Here is a 15,291-nt window from a genome sequence, read left to right as displayed (position 1 = left end):
AAACCAGCCTATAAATCAAATTGTTTTGATTTCAGATCAACAATGAAAATTACGCTCGACGAACTCCAGGCCTTTGCGGCCGTGGTCGACTCCGGTTCGATCACCGCCGCCGCGCAGCAGCTCGACCTCACCGTATCGGCCGCCAGCCGCACGCTCGCGCGGCTCGAGGAGAAGCTGAAGACCACGCTGCTGCGCCGGACCACGCGCCGGCTGGAGCTGACGGAAGAAGGGCGCGCGTTCCTGCAGAACGCGCGCGCGATCATCGAATCGGTCGAGAATGCCGAGGAGCAGATGCTCGCGCGGCGCGAGATGCCGTCGGGGCGGCTGCGCGTCGACGCCGCGACGCCGTTCATGCTGCACGTGATCGTGCCGCTCGTGCGCGGCTACCGCGAACGCTTCCCGAAGGTCGATCTGGAGCTCAACAGCAACGAGGGGATCATCGACCTGCTCGAGCGGCGCACCGACGTCGCGATCCGGATCGGCCGGCTCAAGGATTCGACGCTGCACAGCCGGCGGATCGGCAACAGCCGGCTGCGCATCCTCGCGAGCCCCGCGTATCTCGAAGCGCACGGCCAGCCGCGCAAGATCGAGGATCTCGACAAGCACACGCTGCTCGGCTTCACGCAGCCCGAATCGCTGAACGTGTGGCCGATCCTCGGCACGGACGGCGAGCCGTCGCGCATCGAGCCCGGCATCTGGTCGTCGAGCGGCGAGACGCTGCGGCAGCTCGCGCTGGATGGCGCGGGTGTCGTGTGCCTGTCGGATTTCATGACCGCGCAGGATCGCGATGCCGGGCGTCTCGTGCAGGTGCTCGCGCGGCAGACGCTCGACGTCGAACAGCCGATCAACGCGGTGTATTACCGGAACACGGCGATTTCGTCGCGGATCGCGTCGTTCGTCGATTACATGGTGGAGGTGCTGGGCGGCACCGGTAGCGGCGGCGATGCGCCGTCGCGGCGCAAGGCCGCGTGGGTGGGGCCGCTGTAAGCGCGGCGGGCGGGGCGGGCAGACGGGCGGCCGCCGTCATGCACCGGCGTGCCGCATGGCGCTTGCGCCGCGGGCACGCCGTCGCGCGTTGTGCGCCTTATGCCTCTTCCGACCACGACATGTTGTCGCGCGCGAGCAGCGCCGACGAGGCCGCCGGCCCGAACGTGCCGGCCGTGTAGAGGCGCGGACGGTCGCCGAGCTGCTTCCAGCCGTCGAGGATCGGCTCGACCCACGACCATGCGGCTTCGAGCTCGTCGCGACGCATGAAGTGCGTGAGGCGCCCGCGGATCACGTCGATCAGCAGCCGTTCGTACGCTTCGGCGCGCCGTTCCGGAATCGCCTGCTGCAGATCGAGGTTCAGGCTCACGGGCACCATGTTCATCCCGCTGCCCGGTTCCTTCGCGAGCATCTGCAGCTGGATCGATTCTTCAGGCTGGAGCTGGATCACGAGACGGTTGCTGTAGTGGCGCGGGCCGCTCGGGATGATCGAGAACGGCATGTCCGCGAATTCGATCACGATTTCCGACTGGCGGCGCTGCAGCCGCTTGCCGGTGCGCAGGAAGAACGGCACGTTCGCCCAGCGCCAGTTGTTGATGTGCGTGCGCAGTGCGACGAAGGTTTCCGCGCGGCTGTCCGCCGGCACGTTGTCTTCCTCGAGATAGCCCTTCACCGGCTGGCCGTCGACCGCGCCGGCCGTGTACTGGCCGCGCACCGTGTCGCGCGCGACGTCCGACAGCGCCATCGGGCGCAGCGAGCGCAGCACCTTCAGCTTTTCGTCGCGCACCGCGTCCGGGTCGAGCGACACCGGCGGCTCCATCGCGACGATGCACAGCAGTTGCAGCAGGTGGTTCTGCACCATGTCGCGCAGCGCGCCGGTATGGTCGTAGAAGCCCGCGCGGCTGCCCACGCCCACCGTCTCCGCGACCGTGATCTGCACGCTGCGGATGCTCGGCGCCTGCCACAGCGGCCCGAAGATCGGGTTGCCGAAGCGCAGCACCATCAGGTTCTGCACGGTTTCCTTGCCGAGATAGTGGTCGATCCGATAGATCTGCGATTCCTCGAAGTGCTTGCCGACCGCATCGTTGATGGCCTTCGCCGACGCGAGATCGTGGCCCAGCGGCTTTTCGAGCACGACGCGCGAGCGCGAATCGACGAGGTTCGCGGCCGACAGGTTGTCGCAGATGGTGGTGAACAGCTCCGGCGACGTCGACAGGTAGAACACGCGGATCGCGTCGCCGCGCGCCGCTTCCGCGAGCCGCGCGTAGTCTTCCGGCGCGTTCACGTCGATCAGCACGTACTTGAACAGGTCGAGGAAGCGGGCCCACGCGTCGGCGTCGAAGGCCTTGTCGTCGATGAACGGGCGCGACTGCTCGTCCATGAACCGGCGGTAGCCGTCGATGCCCCAGTCGCGGCGGCCGACCGCGATGATGCGCGTCTCCGGCGGCAGGTTGCAGTGCAGGTGCGCCATGTACAGCGCGGGCAACAGCTTGCGGGCGGCCAGGTCGCCGCCGCCGCCGAAGATGATCATGTCGACGGGACGGTCGGCTTCGGTCTGGTTGGGCTGATTCGTCATGAGTGGTTCGCGGTCTGAAACGGGTGAGCGTGGAACGAATGTCGAAGCGCCGGGCGCCGGTGCGTTGGCGCGCCAGTACGTAAAAACGCTAATAGTGCACGCTTTTGGGCGATTGCGTATGGGTTCGCCCATATGTAACGGCGCTTGTTTTTCATACGTTGGTGTGATTATGATTGAGCGCTCACTCATTAAAGGAATCGAACGTGGCCCGACCGCGCAGTCCCGACAAGCACGACGCCATCCTTGCCGCCGCCGCCCGCGCGCTCGCGGAGGACGGCGCGAGCGCGACCACCGCGCGCATCGCGCGGCTCGCCGGCGTCGCGGAGGGCACGGTGTTCACGTACTTCGACACCAAGGACGCGCTGCTGAACGCGTTGTACGTGAGCCTGAAGGCCGGGATGCGCGACGCGATGATGACCGGGTATCCGGAGCACGCGCCGGCCGAACGGGCGATGCGGCATGCGTGGAACGGCTATGTGTCGTGGGGCGTCGCGAACCCGGACGGGCGGCGCGCGCTGCAGCAGCTCGGCGTGAGCGGCCGCATCGACGATGCGCATCGCGCGGCCGGGGCCGAAGGGTTCGGCGCGATCAGCGCGTTGCTGCGCGCGCAGGTCGCTGCGGCGGGCGGACTCGGGGCCGACGACGCGCATGCGTTCTGCGCGGCGCTGTTCACGTCGATCGCTGAAACGGCGATGGAGTCGATCGCGCGCGAGCCGGCGCTGGCCGATGCGTATCGGGAAGCCGGGTTTCGGGCGTTGTGGGCCGTGTTGCACGCGGTGTGAGCGGGCGGCGGGCGTAACGAACCGGCGGACGGTCGGCGGCGCGCGGTTCGGGCGATGGTGACGGCGACGGTGACGGCGACCGCGATGCGCTCGCGGCGGCGGGGATTTCAGGCAGGGCGATGGGTCGCATGAATGATTGCGTCATCGCTCAAATTAATGAGTGAGTAATCATTCATTTTGTTGTTTCAACTTCATCGAGGTGTGAGAAATGTCGAAAGTCTGGCTGGTAACGGGGGCCGCACGCGGCCTCGGGCGCGCGATTGCGGAGGCGGTGCTGACGGCGGGCGACCGGCTGGTGGCCGGTGCGCGCGATCCCGCGCGACTCGCGGATCTGGAAGAACGGTACGGCGACCGCGTGCTGCCGATGGAACTCGACGTGACCGACGCAGCGGCCGCCGCGCATGCGGTGGCGGCCGCCCGCGACGCATTCGGCCGCATCGACGTGCTGGTGAACAACGCGGGCTACGGGCATACGGCGCCGTTCGAGCAGATGGGCGCCGACGACTTCCGCGACCAGATCGAAACGAACCTGTTCGGCGTGGTCAACCTGACGCGCGCGGTGCTGCCGACGATGCGCGCGCAACGCGCGGGGCACATCTTCCAGGTGTCGTCGGTCGGCGGGCGCACGTCGACGGCCGGGTTGTCCGCGTACCAGGCCGCGAAGTGGGCGGTCGGCGGGTTCAGCGACGTGCTGTCGAAGGAAGTCGCGCCGTTCGGCGTGCGCGTGTGCACGCTGGAGCCGGGCGGGATGCGGACCGAATGGGCCGCGCAGGCGAAGCGCGACGTCGACGGCCTGCTACCCGACTACCAGCCGTCGGTCGGGAAGATTCTCGAACTGCTCGGCGCGTACGGCGGCCATGAGGTCGGCGATCCTGCGCGGATCGCGGCGCTGATCGTCGAACTGTCGCGTCGCGACGACGTGCCGATGCGCCTGCTGCTCGGCGGCGATGCGCTGTTCGTGTGCGAGCAGGCGGAAACGCAGCGCGCGGAGGAGGCGGGGCGGTGGCGGGATGCCACGCTGTCGACGATGTTCCCGGACGCGAAACTGCCGGACGGGTTGGAGGCGCTGAAGAAGTGGAACGAGCACTGACCTGCTCCGGCTTGCAGCCGATGCAGGTCGAGCGGCAAGCCGGTGCGGCGCGTGCTTTCAGGCAGCGGCCGGGCGCGCCCGTGCAATCGCCGGGCGCGGCTGCTGTCCTAGGCAGCTTCTTCCACCAGCGCCTGCAATGCCTGCCCGGCCTTCGCAATCGCCGCTTGCGCCGCGTCGGCACCCTGTGCGACGCCTTCCACGCGCACTTCGCGGATGTCGGTCATCCCGATGAAGCCGAGCAGATGCTTCAGATAGCCGGACTGGTAGTCGAACGGCACGTACGGGCCTTCGGAGAAGATGCCGCCGCTGGCGGTGACCAGGTACACCTTCTTGCCTTCCAGCAAGCCGGCGATCCCGCTTTCGCCGTACCGGAACGTGACCTGCGGCCAGATCACGCGGTCGAACCACGCGCGCAGCTGCGTGGACGGTCCGAAGTTGGTCATCGCGGAGCCGATCACGACGATGTCGGCGGCGCGCAGTTCGTCGACCAGCGTTTGCGCAAGCGCGACGGCCCGTGCCTGTTCCGCGCTGCGCGCATCCGGCGGCAGCGTGCGGCCGACGATGTATGCGTCGTCGATATGCGGCAGCGGATCGGCGGACAGGTCGCGCAGGGTGACCGTGCCGGCAGCGTCGCGCGCCGCGAGTTGCCGCGCGAGGTCGTGCGCGAAGCGCGTGGACAGGCTGTCGGTGCTGCGGGGGCTGGATGTGATCAGCAGGATGCGGCTCATGAGCGTTCCTTTCGGGATAAGATGAGCACCCGGTAACTTTTGATAACTTGGTTACCGAAATGCATGTGGAATGCTAGGGTTCGCGCCCGGGCGCCACAAGAACGCACATGGCTGTGCCCCAGTCACATCGATGTAACCCGACACCATGCCTCGACCCAGCGACAACGACTGCCAGGCGACGCGCCAGATCCTCGACCGGATCGGCGACAAGTGGAGCCTCTATCTCATCGCGACGCTGAACGACGGCGCGCGGCGTTTCAACGAGCTGAAACGCGAGATCGACGGGATTTCGCAGCGGATGCTGACGTTGACGCTGCGCGGGCTGGAGCGCGACGGGCTGGTCACGCGGACGGTGTTCCTGACGATTCCGCCGCGCGTCGATTACGCGCTCACGCCGCTCGGCGAAACGCTGCTGGAGCCCGTGATGGCGCTCGTCCAGTGGGCGGAGAAAAACAAGCAGTCGATCGCGCAAGCGCACGAGCGTTTCGACGATGCGGCCGCCGCGGCGCCGGAACCGGGCGGGCGTATCGTGCATCGGAGCCGGTAGCCGGCCCGACGTGCGCCGGCTTGCCGGTCTTGCCTGCCCGGTCGGTACGCCGATCGGCCCGCGCATCCGGTACGGCGCACGGCCTGAACCGCGAGCGTACGGGCAATCGCAAGGCCATGCGCCGGCGCCGGTTCCAGCCGCGTGAGCGTCGGGCCCGGCACATGGAAAAACGCGGCGAAGCGCGGCGGTCCTGTGGCCATCCCGCGCATCGGTTGCTGCGCGGCCGGCGAGGCCGCACGGCGCGCGCGCTTAACGCCCCAGCGCGTAGAACTCCGCGTTGGGCCGCATGTTCGTCACGTTCGCGATGCGGTTCGACATGCCGAAGAATGCCGAGATCGCCATGATGTCCCACACGTCCTCTTCGGCGAAACCCTGCGACTTCAGCGTGTCGAAGTCCGCTTCGCCCACCTGATGCGCGGTCTGCGACACCTTCATCGCGAAGTCGAGCATCGCCTTCTGCCGCGCGGTGATGTCGGCCTTGCGGTAGTTGGTCGCGACCTGATCGGCGATCAGCGGATCCTTCGCGCGAATGCGCAGGATCGCACCGTGCGCGATCACGCAATACTGGCACTGGTTCACGCTGCTGGTCGCCACGACGATCATTTCGCGTTCGGCCTTCGTGAGATTGCCCGGCTTGTCCATCAGCGCGTCGTGATACGCCATGAACGCGCGAAACTCGTCCGGGCGATGCGCGAGCGTGAGGAACACGTTCGGGATGAAGCCCGACTTTTCCTGGACGGCCGCGATGCGTTCGCGAATGTCGTCGGGCAGGTCTTCCAGTGCGGGCACCGGGAAGCGGCTGATGGGAGCGTTGTCTGCAGCGGTCATGGCGTCTCCTGGATGAAGTGGCCCGGCCGGTCTCGATGCACGAGCCGCCGGCCTGAAAAGCAGCGACGGGTGGCCGTGGCGCGTGTCACGCGTTGACGTCCACGACGATGCGGCCGCGCACCTTGCCGGCGATCAGTTCGCCGGCGAGCGGAAGGGCGTCGCCGAGGCCGACCTGATGACCGATCGCGCCCAGCTTCGCGACGTCGAGATCGGTCGCGAGCCGGCGCCACGCCTCGAGCCGCTCGGCGCGCGGGCACATGACGCTGTCGATGCCGACGAGCGTGACGCCGCGCAGGATGAACGGCGCGACGGTGGCGGGGAAATCCATGCCGGCGGCAAGGCCGCAGGCCGTCACGACGCCGCGATAGCGCGTCGTTGCGCAGATGTTCGCGAGCACGTGGCTGCCGGCCACGTCGACCGCGCCGGCCCAGCGTTCCTTGCCGAGCGGCTTGCCGGGTTCGCTGAATTGCGCGCGATCGAGAATCTCGGCGGCGCCGAGCTGTTGCAGATAGTCGGCGTCCGCCGGCCGGCCGGTCACGGCGACGACGCGATACCCGAGCCGCGCGAGGATGGCCGTGGCGACGCTGCCTACCCCGCCTGCCGCGCCGGTCACGACGATGTCGCCGTCGCCGGGCCGCACGCCGTGCCGTTCCAGCGCCATCACGCATAGCATCGCGGTGTAGCCGGCCGTGCCGATGGCCATCGCCTGTTGCGGCGAAAACGCCGCCGGCAGCGGCACGAGCCAGTCGCCGTCGACACGCGCCTTCTGCGCGAGGCCGCCCCAGTGCGTTTCGCCGACGCCCCAGCCGTTGAGCACGACCCGGTCGCCCGCGCGGTAATCCGGATGCGCGCTGTGCTCGACTTCGCCGACCAGATCGATGCCCGGCACCATCGGGAACTTGCGGACCACCGGGCTCTTGCCGGTGATCGCGAGCCCGTCCTTGTAGTTCAGTGTCGAATAGCCGACGCGGATCGTCACGTTGCCCGCGGGCAGCTGCGCGTCGTCCAGCGTTTGCAGCCGCGCGTGCTGGCCGGTTTCGTCCTTGTCGATCACGATGCCCTGGAACATGCGTTCTCCTTTTTAGACCGATCGTCTAGTCAATGGCAAAAAAACTCACGGGCGCGGCAGGCCGTTGAAGAAAAACTGTGCGAACAGCTTGAGCGGCACGTCGCTGCGTTCGAGCTTCGCGCGCAGCACGGCGCCTTCCCAGCCGATCCAGAAAAACGCGGCCAGCTCGGCGACGTCGGCCGAGGCCGCCAGCTCGCCCGCCTGCTGCGCGGCGGCCAGGCAGCCGGCCAGACGGTGCTGCCAGTCCTCGAACGTGGCGCGCAGCCGCGCGCGGAAACGCTCGGGCAGCGCGCCCATTTCCTGGCCGAGGTTGCCGATCAGGCAGCCGCGGCTGTATGCGTAGCGGGCCATCCCTTCGCACGCGTCGTCGACGAACGCGCGCACGCGCTCCAGCGGTGTGCGGTCGAGCTGGCTGAAATGGCGGTCCAGCTTGCGGGCGAAGAATTCGGCGTAGCGGTCGATCAGCTCGAGACCGAACGCGTCCTTGCTGTCGAAGTAGTGATAGAACGAGCCCTTCGGCACGCCGGCGCGACCGAGGATCTCGTCGAGCCCGGTGGCGGAAAAGCCCTTTTCGGTGAGCACCTCCAGCCCGGTGCGCAACAGCACGTCACGCGTGGCGACGAGATCCTCGTGTCGTTTGGGGGGCCTGCCGCGACGGCGAGGCGGGTCGGTTCGAACGTCCATGCGCGAATAATAGACCGTTCGTCTCAAAAATCAATGACCGACGCGGCGATCGGGACGAACGGCAGGGCGAGCGGCGCCGCCCGGGCAGCGCTCGCCCGTATTAACCCTGATTAAAAAATCTTATCGCGGTGAAAAATTCCGCATCTTATTGAACCGGTATCGGCTCGATATAGTGGCTCGCTTTACCGCACGCAATCGCCCGCGTGCGCAGATACGCCGACAAACAGCAGGAGCCGCTTGATGACCACCGACGTCCGCTTCACCGAAATCGAAGACCTGATGCCCGCCGCCGGCGGGCTGCGCGAGATTCGCCACCACATCCACCATCACCCCGAGCTCGCGTACGAGGAGCACGAAACGGCCGCGCTCGTCGCGGACAAGCTCGAGCAATGGGGCTGGCAGGTGACGCGCGGGGTCGGCAAGACGGGCGTGGTCGGCACGCTGCGCGTGGGCGACGGCACGCGCAGCATCGGCATCCGCGCGGACATGGACGCGCTGCCGATCCTCGAAGCGACCGGCCTGCCGTACGCGAGCGGCACGCACGGCAAGATGCACGCGTGCGGCCACGACGGCCACACGACGATGCTGCTCGGCGCCGCGCAGCGTCTCGCGAAGACGCGCAACTTCTCCGGCACCGTGCATCTGTATTTCCAGCCGGCGGAAGAGCACGGCGTCGACAGCGGCGCGAAGAAGATGATCGACGACGGCCTGTTCGAGCGCTTTCCGTGCGATGCCGTATACGGCATGCACAACCATCCGGGCGCGGCGCCGGGCGTGTTCCTCACGCGGCGCGGCCCGTTCATGTCGGCCGGCGACAAGGCGATCATCTCGATCGAAGGCGTCGGCGGCCACGCGGCGCGCCCGCATCTGACGGTCGACCCGGTGGTGGTCGCGGCGAGCATCGTGATGGCGCTGCAGACGATCGTCGCGCGCAACGTCGACCCGTCGCAGCCGGCGGTCGTCACGGTCGGCTCGATGCACGCGGGCACCGCGAACAACGTGATTCCGAACGGTGCGCGCCTCGAACTGAGCGTGCGTTCGTTCAGCCCGGAAGTGCGCGCGCTGCTCAAGCGCCGCATCGTCGCGCTCGCCGAGTCGCAGGCCGCGAGCTACGGCGCGACGGCGAACGTCGAGTACATCGAAGGCTATCCGGTCGTCGTCAATACGGATGCCGAAACGGATTTCGCCGCGCAGGTCGCGCGCGAACTCGTCGGCGATGCGCACGTGGTCGAGCAGGCCGACCTGCTGATGGGCAGCGAGGATTTCGCGTTCATGCTGCAGCAGCGGCCGGGTTCGTTCGTGAGGCTCGGCAACGGCGAAGGCGAGGACGGCTGCATGGTGCACAACCCGAAATACGACTTCAACGACCGCAACCTGCCGATCGGCGCGGCGTTCTGGACGCGTCTCGTGGAGCGCTACCTGGGGCAGTGAGCGCGGCGGGAGACGGCGGGCGGCCGGCGCTTCCGGCCGCATTGAGAGGAGACACGAAGCATGCAGAAAGACCATCTCGCGCTGCACCCCGCGTCGACGGGGGCAGCCGGAACCGGGACGCACGGCGCACCCGCCGTCACGCGGCGCGGCGCGATCGCGGCGGCCGTGATCGGCAACTGGCTGGAGTTCTTCGATTTCACCGTGTACGGCTTCTTCGCGGTGCTGATCGGCAAGCTGTTCTTCCCGTCGAGCGATCCGACCACGTCGCTGCTGCTGTCGGTCGCGACGTTCGCGGCCGGCTTCTTCACGCGGCCGCTCGGCAGCGTCGTGCTCGGCGTCTATGCGGACCGCAAGGGCCGCAAGGCCGCGCTGAACCTGACGATCATGCTGATGGCGCTCGGCACCGGCCTGATCGCGATCGCGCCGACCTATGCGCAGGTCGGCGTGGCCGCGCCGATCCTGGTCGTCTGCGCGCGGCTGATGCAGGGCTTCTCGCAGGGCGGCGAGTTCGGCGCGGCGACGTCGACGCTGATCGAGCAGGGCGGCACGTCGCGCCGCGCGTTCCGCGCGAGCTGGCAGCTCGCGACGCAAGGCGGCGCGGCGTTGATGGGCTCGGGCTTCGCGGCGCTGCTGTCGAACACGCTGACGAAGGAGGCGCTCGAAGGCTGGGGCTGGCGCCTGCCGTTCCTCGTGGGCGTGCTGATCGCGCCGGTCGGCATGTATCTGCGCCGCCGGCTTGCCGACGATGCGCCCGGCGACAGCCGTCACGGCATCGAACGCGGCGTGCTGCGCGAGCTGTTCTCGCGGCACACGCGCACGGTGGTGCTGCTGATGCTGACGGTGATGGGCGGCACGGTGTCGACCTACATCCTGACGTTCTACATGCCGACCTATGCGATCCATACGCTCGGCCTGCCGATGAAGCTGTCGATGTTCGTCGGCGTCGCGTCGGGGTGCGTGATGCTGGTCACGTGTCCGATGTTCGGCTGGCTGTCGGACCGCCTGGGCAGCCGGCGCATGCCGATCTTCGTCGGGCGCGGCGTGCTGGTGCTGCTGCTGTTTCCCGCGTTCTGGCTGATGAACCATCATCCGACGCTGTCGGTGATCCTGCCGCTGACCGCGCTGATGCTGCTGTTCTATTCGCTCGGGTCGGCATCGGAAATGGCGCTGATGTGCGAGTCGCTGCCGCGCCACGTGCGCGCGACGGGCATCTCGATCGCATATGCGCTCGCGGTGACGATTTTCGGCGGCACCGCGCAGCTGATCGCGACGTGGCTCGTGAAGACGACAGGCAGCAAGCTCGCGCCGGCCGGCTATGTGGCGGCGTGCGTGGTGCTGTCGCTGATCGCGGTCGCGATGCTGCGCGAGACGGCGCGCGAGTCGATGGACTGACACGACGTGACCGGCCGTGCCTCGGGCGGCGCCGCGCGCCGCGCTTACCGCCCGCGCACGGTCCTCAGGTACGACGCGAGCATCGTCGCCAGTTCCTGCGCGGCCGGCGTCAACGGCACGGCCGCGCGCTGCAGCAGGCAGATTTCCTGCGATTCCGCGTGCTCGCGCACCGGCACCTTCGCGAGCGCGCCGGCGAACGGCCCGTGCCGCGTGACGGCTTCGGTTTCGAGCGCGAGGCAATCGGTCTGCGTGACGAGCTGCAGCGTCTCGAACATCCCTTCGACGGTCGCGATGATCGTCGGCGGCGGCTGGCCGTGCGCGTCGAAGTACGCGAGCAGCCGGTTGACGACCGGATCGGCGCTCAGGTTTGGCGAACGCGTCGACACCCACGCGTAGTCGGCCAGCTCGGCAAGCGATTGCGCGTGCCGCTTCGGATGGCCGCTGCGGCAGACGACCACCGGCGCCGACGCATGCAGCGGCGTGACCGCGAGATCGATCGTGTCGGTCTGCTTCGCGACGAGCGCGATCGCGAAATCCACCGCGCTTTCGCGCAGCCAGCCGATCATCATCCGCGACGTGCCCGTGCGCAGGTGCACGTCGACCTTCGCGAAGCGCGCGCGGAAGGCCGTCAGCACCGGCGCGAACGCGTCGATCAGCGGTTCGGCCACGAGGCCGAGCGTGACGGTGCCTTCGAAGGCGCCGCTCAGTTGCCGGATCTCGTGCTCGACCTGTTCGCATTCGCCGAGGATCGCGCCCGAACGCGCAAGCAGCCGCTGGCCGACGGCGGTCGGCACGATCCCGCGATTGGTGCGCGTAAACAGCGTCGCGCCGAGCGTCGCTTCGAGACTCTGCAGTTGCTGCGTGACGCCGCTTTGCGCGAGATCGAGCGCGCGTGCGGCGGCGCGCAGGCTGCCATGCTCGACGACGGCCTGGAAGATGCGAAGCTGGGACAGCGTGAACGCCATGGTCGAGCGCGGTGCCGGTGATCGGAAAGAGTGATCATGATAAGACAGCCGCGCGTTCCGGCGGCGACGGGCGCGCACTACGATCGCAGGCAGTCCGGCTCATGCCGTTTGCTCCTCTTCCTGCCCTCCGTCGACCATGAAACGCATGCAACGCTTCCGTCGCTTCCTCTTTCCGCTGGTTTCCCTGTGCATCGGATTCGCGGCCGCGCCCGCGCATGCGCTCGACGCGCACCTGGTGCGTCTCGGCATCGACCCGACCTATCCGCCGATGGACGCGAAGGCACCCGACGGCAGCCTGAAGGGCTTCGACGTCGATCTCGGCAACGAGATCTGCCGCCGCGCGCAACTGCGCTGCCAGTGGGTCGAGCTGGAATTCTCCGGGATGATTCCGGCGCTGCAGGCGCGCAAGATCGACGCGATCCTGTCGTCGATGGCGATCACCGAGAAGCGCGAGAAGCAGATCCTGTTCTCGTCGAAGCTGTTCCGCTTCAAGTCGCGCCTCGTCGCGCGGCCCGCGCTCGGGCTCGGCAGCACGACCGCGTCGCTCGCCGGCAAGCGCGTCGGCGTGCAGTCGGGCACGCAGTTCGAATCGTGGGCGCTCGCGCACTGGGCGCCGGCCGGGGTCAGCATCGTGCCGTACAAGAGCCAGGACGACGTGTTCGCCGATCTCGTCAACGGCCGGCTCGACGCGGCGTTGCTCGGCGCGGTGGAAGCCGACTACGGATTCCTGCGCCAGCCGAAGGGCAAGGGCTTCGCGTTCGTCGGCGCGCCGCTCGACATGGGCGATCGCGGCGTCGGGATCGGGATGCGCCGGTCGGACACGGCGCTCAAGGCGTCGATCGACGGCGCGATCGCGTCGATGCTGAAGGATGGCACGTACGACCGGATCGCGAAGAAGTACTTCGATTTCAACCCGTACGGCGATTGAGCCGCGCCATTCTCCTGTTTCTCCGTTTTCTCCGTTCTTTCTCATTCGGGATCATCGATGCAGATTCGCACTATGCCGCTCCTGTCGCCGTCGATCGGCACGCAGCGCACGCTGACGAGCTTCCATTTCGGGCCGGCCGACGCCGGCCGCAAGATCTACCTGCAGGCCGCGCTGCACGCGGACGAGACCCCGGCGATGCTCGCCGCGGTCGTGCTCAAGCAGCGTCTCGCGCAGCTCGACGCCGACGGCCGGCTCACGGCCGGAATCGTGCTCGTGCCGGTCGCGAACCCGGTCGGCCTCAACCATCATCTGCTCGGGCAATTCATCGGCCGCTTCGATCTCGCGAGCGGACGCAACTTCAATCGCGGCTTCCTGCCGCTCGCGGAGATCGCCGCGCAGGCTCGCGACCGGCTCGGCGCGGACCCGGCGCGCAATCGCGCGATCGTGCGCGAATGCGTCGGCGCGGCGCTCGACGCCATCGCGCCGCGCACCGAATTCGATGCGTTGCAGCTCGCGCTGCTGAAGCTGTCGCACGATGCCGATGTCGTGATCGACCTGCATTGTTCGCTCGAAGCGGTGATGCACGTGTACACGAGCGACACCGCGTGGCCGCAGGTCGAGCCGCTCGCGCGCTATCTCGGTGCCGAGGTGTCGCTGCTCGCCGAGGATTCGGGCGGCCACGCGTTCGACGACGCGCATCACCTGCTGTGGTCGCAACTGCGGCAGCATTTGCCGGCGCACACGCCGATGGCGGCGGGCACGGTGGCCGTGACGGTCGAATGCCGCGGGCAGCGCGACGTGACGTACGAATACGCGGAGCGCGACGCCGATGCGCTCGTCGACTATCTGGTGTGGTGCGGCGCCGTGCGCGGCGAGCGCGCGCCGTTGCCGCCGCTGGCCGCGCCGGCCACGCCGCTTGCCGGCAGCGAGCAGTTCTACGCGCCGGCGAGCGGGATCCTGGTGCATCGCGCGGCGATCGGCGCGACGATTCGCGCCGGCGATCCGCTGTTCGACATCGTCGATCCGCTGACCGATGCGGTCACGACCGTGTCGAGCCGCACCGACGGCGTGTTCTACATGCGCCGCGCGATCCGCTTCGTGACGGCCGGCGCGCCGCTCGGCCGCGTGACGGGCACGGTGCCGGTGCGCAAGGGGATGTTGCTCGGCGCGTGAGCGGCGGCGCGCTGAGGCCCTCCGGCGTCCGAAAGGCGCCGGGCAATTTCGTTCTCGTCAAATTGACCGGCTTGCGCCGCGTCGCTAAATTGGGCGGTGCGGAGCGTGCTCCGTGTTCCGTGAGAAGGAGTTGCAGCAGAGTCAGAGAGTTGAGCGGGCGGCACAAGCCGCCCGTCTTTTTTGTCCACGAGATGCCGTATCGCCGAGCCTGCCGCTCAGCCGCGTCGCGCCACCAGATCCGACACCGTCTGCGCGGCCTGCTGCAGCGGCCCGAGAAACTCCTTCACCATCTGCTTCGCGGTGTGCCGCTGCGCGTTGCCGCTGATGTTCATCGCGGCGATCACCTGCCCGCGCCGGTTGCGGATCGGCGCGGAAAGCGACATCAACCCCACTTCGAGTTCCTGGTCGACCACGGCCCAGCCCTGCTGGCGCACCTGCGCGATCGCCGCCTTCAGTTCGCCGAGATCGGTGATCGTGCGCTGCGTGTGCGCGCGGATGCCGCTTTGCGCGAGCGTCTCGTCGAGCGCCGCGTCGTCGAGCGCGGACAGCAGCACGCGGCCCATCGACGTGCAGTACGCGGGCAGGCGGCTGCCGATCGACAGGTTGATCGTCATGATCTTGCGGGTCGGCACGCGCAGCACGTAGACGATTTCGGTGCGGTCGAGCACGGCCGCCGAGCAGCTTTCGTGGATCTGCGCGGACAACTGCTCCATCACCGGATCGGCGAGATTCCAGAACGGCATCGACGTGAGATACGCGAAGCCGAGCTCGAGGATCTTCGGCGTGAGCCGGAACAGCCGGCCGTCGGCCTCGACGTAGCCGAGCGTCTGCAGCGTGAGCAGGATCCGGCGCGCGCCCGCGCGCGTGAGTCCGGTGGCCGACGCGACCTCGGTAAGCGTCTGCTCCGGGCGCTGGGCGTCGAATGCGCGGATCACCGCGAGGCCGCGCGCGAACGACTGCACATAGGAGTCGCCGGGTTTCTGGATGTCTTCGGTTGTCATGAACGGTCGAATTGTCGTGCAGCCGAGAAGATAGCGCATGGGGCCTGACACGCCAACCGCACCGCGGACCGGGCGCTTGACAGGTCGTCCCCGCACTCCCTATGATGCGTTGA

15 protein-coding genes are annotated in these 15,291 nt (G+C 68.2%); 8 read left to right on the top strand and 7 right to left on the bottom strand.

All coding sequences use genetic code 11. From position 1 onward, the window contains the following. Nucleotides 1-42: 42 nt before the first annotated feature. A complete protein-coding gene (locus BME24068_RS28480) occupies nt 43-987 on the top strand; it encodes a LysR family transcriptional regulator (RefSeq protein WP_174928048.1) in 945 nt (314 codons plus the stop codon). Nucleotides 988-1,084: 97 nt separating this feature from the next. Here BME24068_RS28480 and zwf read toward each other — a convergent pair whose 3' ends face one another. Further along, nucleotides 1,085-2,560, bottom strand: a complete 1,476-nt coding sequence (gene zwf / locus BME24068_RS28475) for a glucose-6-phosphate dehydrogenase (RefSeq protein ID WP_174928047.1) — start codon at nt 2,558-2,560, stop codon at nt 1,085-1,087. 203 nt (nt 2,561-2,763) lie between these two features. Between zwf and BME24068_RS28470 the strand changes: the two genes are divergently transcribed. Together BME24068_RS28470 and BME24068_RS28465 are read left to right on the top strand one after the other, a co-directional pair. Continuing rightward, nucleotides 2,764-3,342 carry a TetR/AcrR family transcriptional regulator gene (locus BME24068_RS28470; RefSeq protein ID WP_174928046.1) on the top strand — a complete coding sequence of 193 codons (579 nt, stop codon included), beginning with the start codon at nt 2,764-2,766 and terminating at the stop codon, nt 3,340-3,342. 208 nt (nt 3,343-3,550) lie between these two features. Continuing rightward, nucleotides 3,551-4,432, top strand: a complete 882-nt coding sequence (locus tag BME24068_RS28465) for an SDR family NAD(P)-dependent oxidoreductase (RefSeq protein WP_174928045.1) — start codon at nt 3,551-3,553, stop codon at nt 4,430-4,432. A gap of 107 nt (nt 4,433-4,539) precedes the next feature. Here BME24068_RS28465 and BME24068_RS28460 read toward each other — a convergent pair whose 3' ends face one another. Next, nucleotides 4,540-5,160, bottom strand: a complete 621-nt coding sequence (locus tag BME24068_RS28460; protein WP_174928044.1) for an FMN-dependent NADH-azoreductase — start codon at nt 5,158-5,160, stop codon at nt 4,540-4,542. Between the two features lie 145 nt (nt 5,161-5,305). Between BME24068_RS28460 and BME24068_RS28455 the strand changes: the two genes are divergently transcribed. Continuing rightward, on the top strand, nt 5,306-5,707 hold the full coding sequence (locus BME24068_RS28455; RefSeq protein WP_096506569.1) for a winged helix-turn-helix transcriptional regulator: 402 nt from the start codon (nt 5,306-5,308) through the stop codon (nt 5,705-5,707). 249 nt (nt 5,708-5,956) lie between these two features. On the opposite strand, the gene BME24068_RS28450 is transcribed toward BME24068_RS28455, so the two are convergent. The 3 genes from BME24068_RS28450 to acuR form a co-directional block, all read right to left on the bottom strand. Next, nucleotides 5,957-6,535, bottom strand: a complete 579-nt coding sequence (locus BME24068_RS28450) for a peroxidase-related enzyme (protein WP_174928043.1) — start codon at nt 6,533-6,535, stop codon at nt 5,957-5,959. 85 nt (nt 6,536-6,620) lie between these two features. Beyond that, nucleotides 6,621-7,604 carry an acrylyl-CoA reductase (NADPH) gene (gene acuI, locus BME24068_RS28445; RefSeq protein WP_174928042.1) on the bottom strand — a complete coding sequence of 328 codons (984 nt, stop codon included), beginning with the start codon at nt 7,602-7,604 and terminating at the stop codon, nt 6,621-6,623. A gap of 45 nt (nt 7,605-7,649) precedes the next feature. Then, nucleotides 7,650-8,288 (bottom strand): acrylate utilization transcriptional regulator AcuR, encoded by a 639-nt coding sequence (gene acuR / locus BME24068_RS28440; protein WP_174928041.1) that lies wholly within the window; start codon nt 8,286-8,288, stop codon nt 7,650-7,652. Nucleotides 8,289-8,528: 240 nt separating this feature from the next. Between acuR and BME24068_RS28435 the strand changes: the two genes are divergently transcribed. Both BME24068_RS28435 and BME24068_RS28430 read left to right on the top strand, forming a co-directional pair. After that, the gene (locus BME24068_RS28435; protein WP_174928040.1) at nt 8,529-9,719 is read left to right on the top strand and encodes a M20 aminoacylase family protein; all 1,191 of its coding nucleotides are present in this window, start codon (nt 8,529-8,531) and stop codon (nt 9,717-9,719) included. A gap of 60 nt (nt 9,720-9,779) precedes the next feature. After that, nucleotides 9,780-11,111, top strand: coding sequence for an MFS transporter (locus tag BME24068_RS28430; RefSeq protein ID WP_174928039.1), 1,332 nt, complete (start codon nt 9,780-9,782; stop codon nt 11,109-11,111). A gap of 44 nt (nt 11,112-11,155) precedes the next feature. Here the strand turns inward: BME24068_RS28430 and BME24068_RS28425 are convergent, their stop codons facing one another. Continuing rightward, nucleotides 11,156-12,076 carry a LysR family transcriptional regulator gene (locus BME24068_RS28425; RefSeq protein ID WP_174928038.1) on the bottom strand — a complete coding sequence of 307 codons (921 nt, stop codon included), beginning with the start codon at nt 12,074-12,076 and terminating at the stop codon, nt 11,156-11,158. A 145-nt stretch (nt 12,077-12,221) separates the two neighbouring features. Here BME24068_RS28425 and BME24068_RS28420 point away from each other — a divergent pair, with 145 nt between their 5' ends. Together BME24068_RS28420 and BME24068_RS28415 are read left to right on the top strand one after the other, a co-directional pair. Beyond that, entirely contained in the window at nt 12,222-13,004 is a 783-nt protein-coding gene (locus BME24068_RS28420) for a transporter substrate-binding domain-containing protein (RefSeq protein ID WP_174928037.1), read from the top strand. A gap of 57 nt (nt 13,005-13,061) precedes the next feature. Beyond that, a complete protein-coding gene (locus tag BME24068_RS28415; RefSeq protein WP_174928036.1) occupies nt 13,062-14,177 on the top strand; it encodes a succinylglutamate desuccinylase/aspartoacylase family protein in 1,116 nt (371 codons plus the stop codon). A 215-nt stretch (nt 14,178-14,392) separates the two neighbouring features. Here the strand turns inward: BME24068_RS28415 and BME24068_RS28410 are convergent, their stop codons facing one another. Continuing rightward, entirely contained in the window at nt 14,393-15,178 is a 786-nt protein-coding gene (locus BME24068_RS28410) for an IclR family transcriptional regulator (RefSeq protein ID WP_162826198.1), read from the bottom strand. Nucleotides 15,179-15,291: the final 113 nt, after the last annotated feature.

The sequence above is a fragment of the Burkholderia anthina genome (assembly GCF_902498995.1).
Taxonomy (GTDB): domain Bacteria; phylum Pseudomonadota; class Gammaproteobacteria; order Burkholderiales; family Burkholderiaceae; genus Burkholderia; species Burkholderia anthina.
The sequence above is the reverse complement of the archived record's forward strand: the minus strand, read 5'-3'. Positions and strand labels throughout refer to the sequence as shown.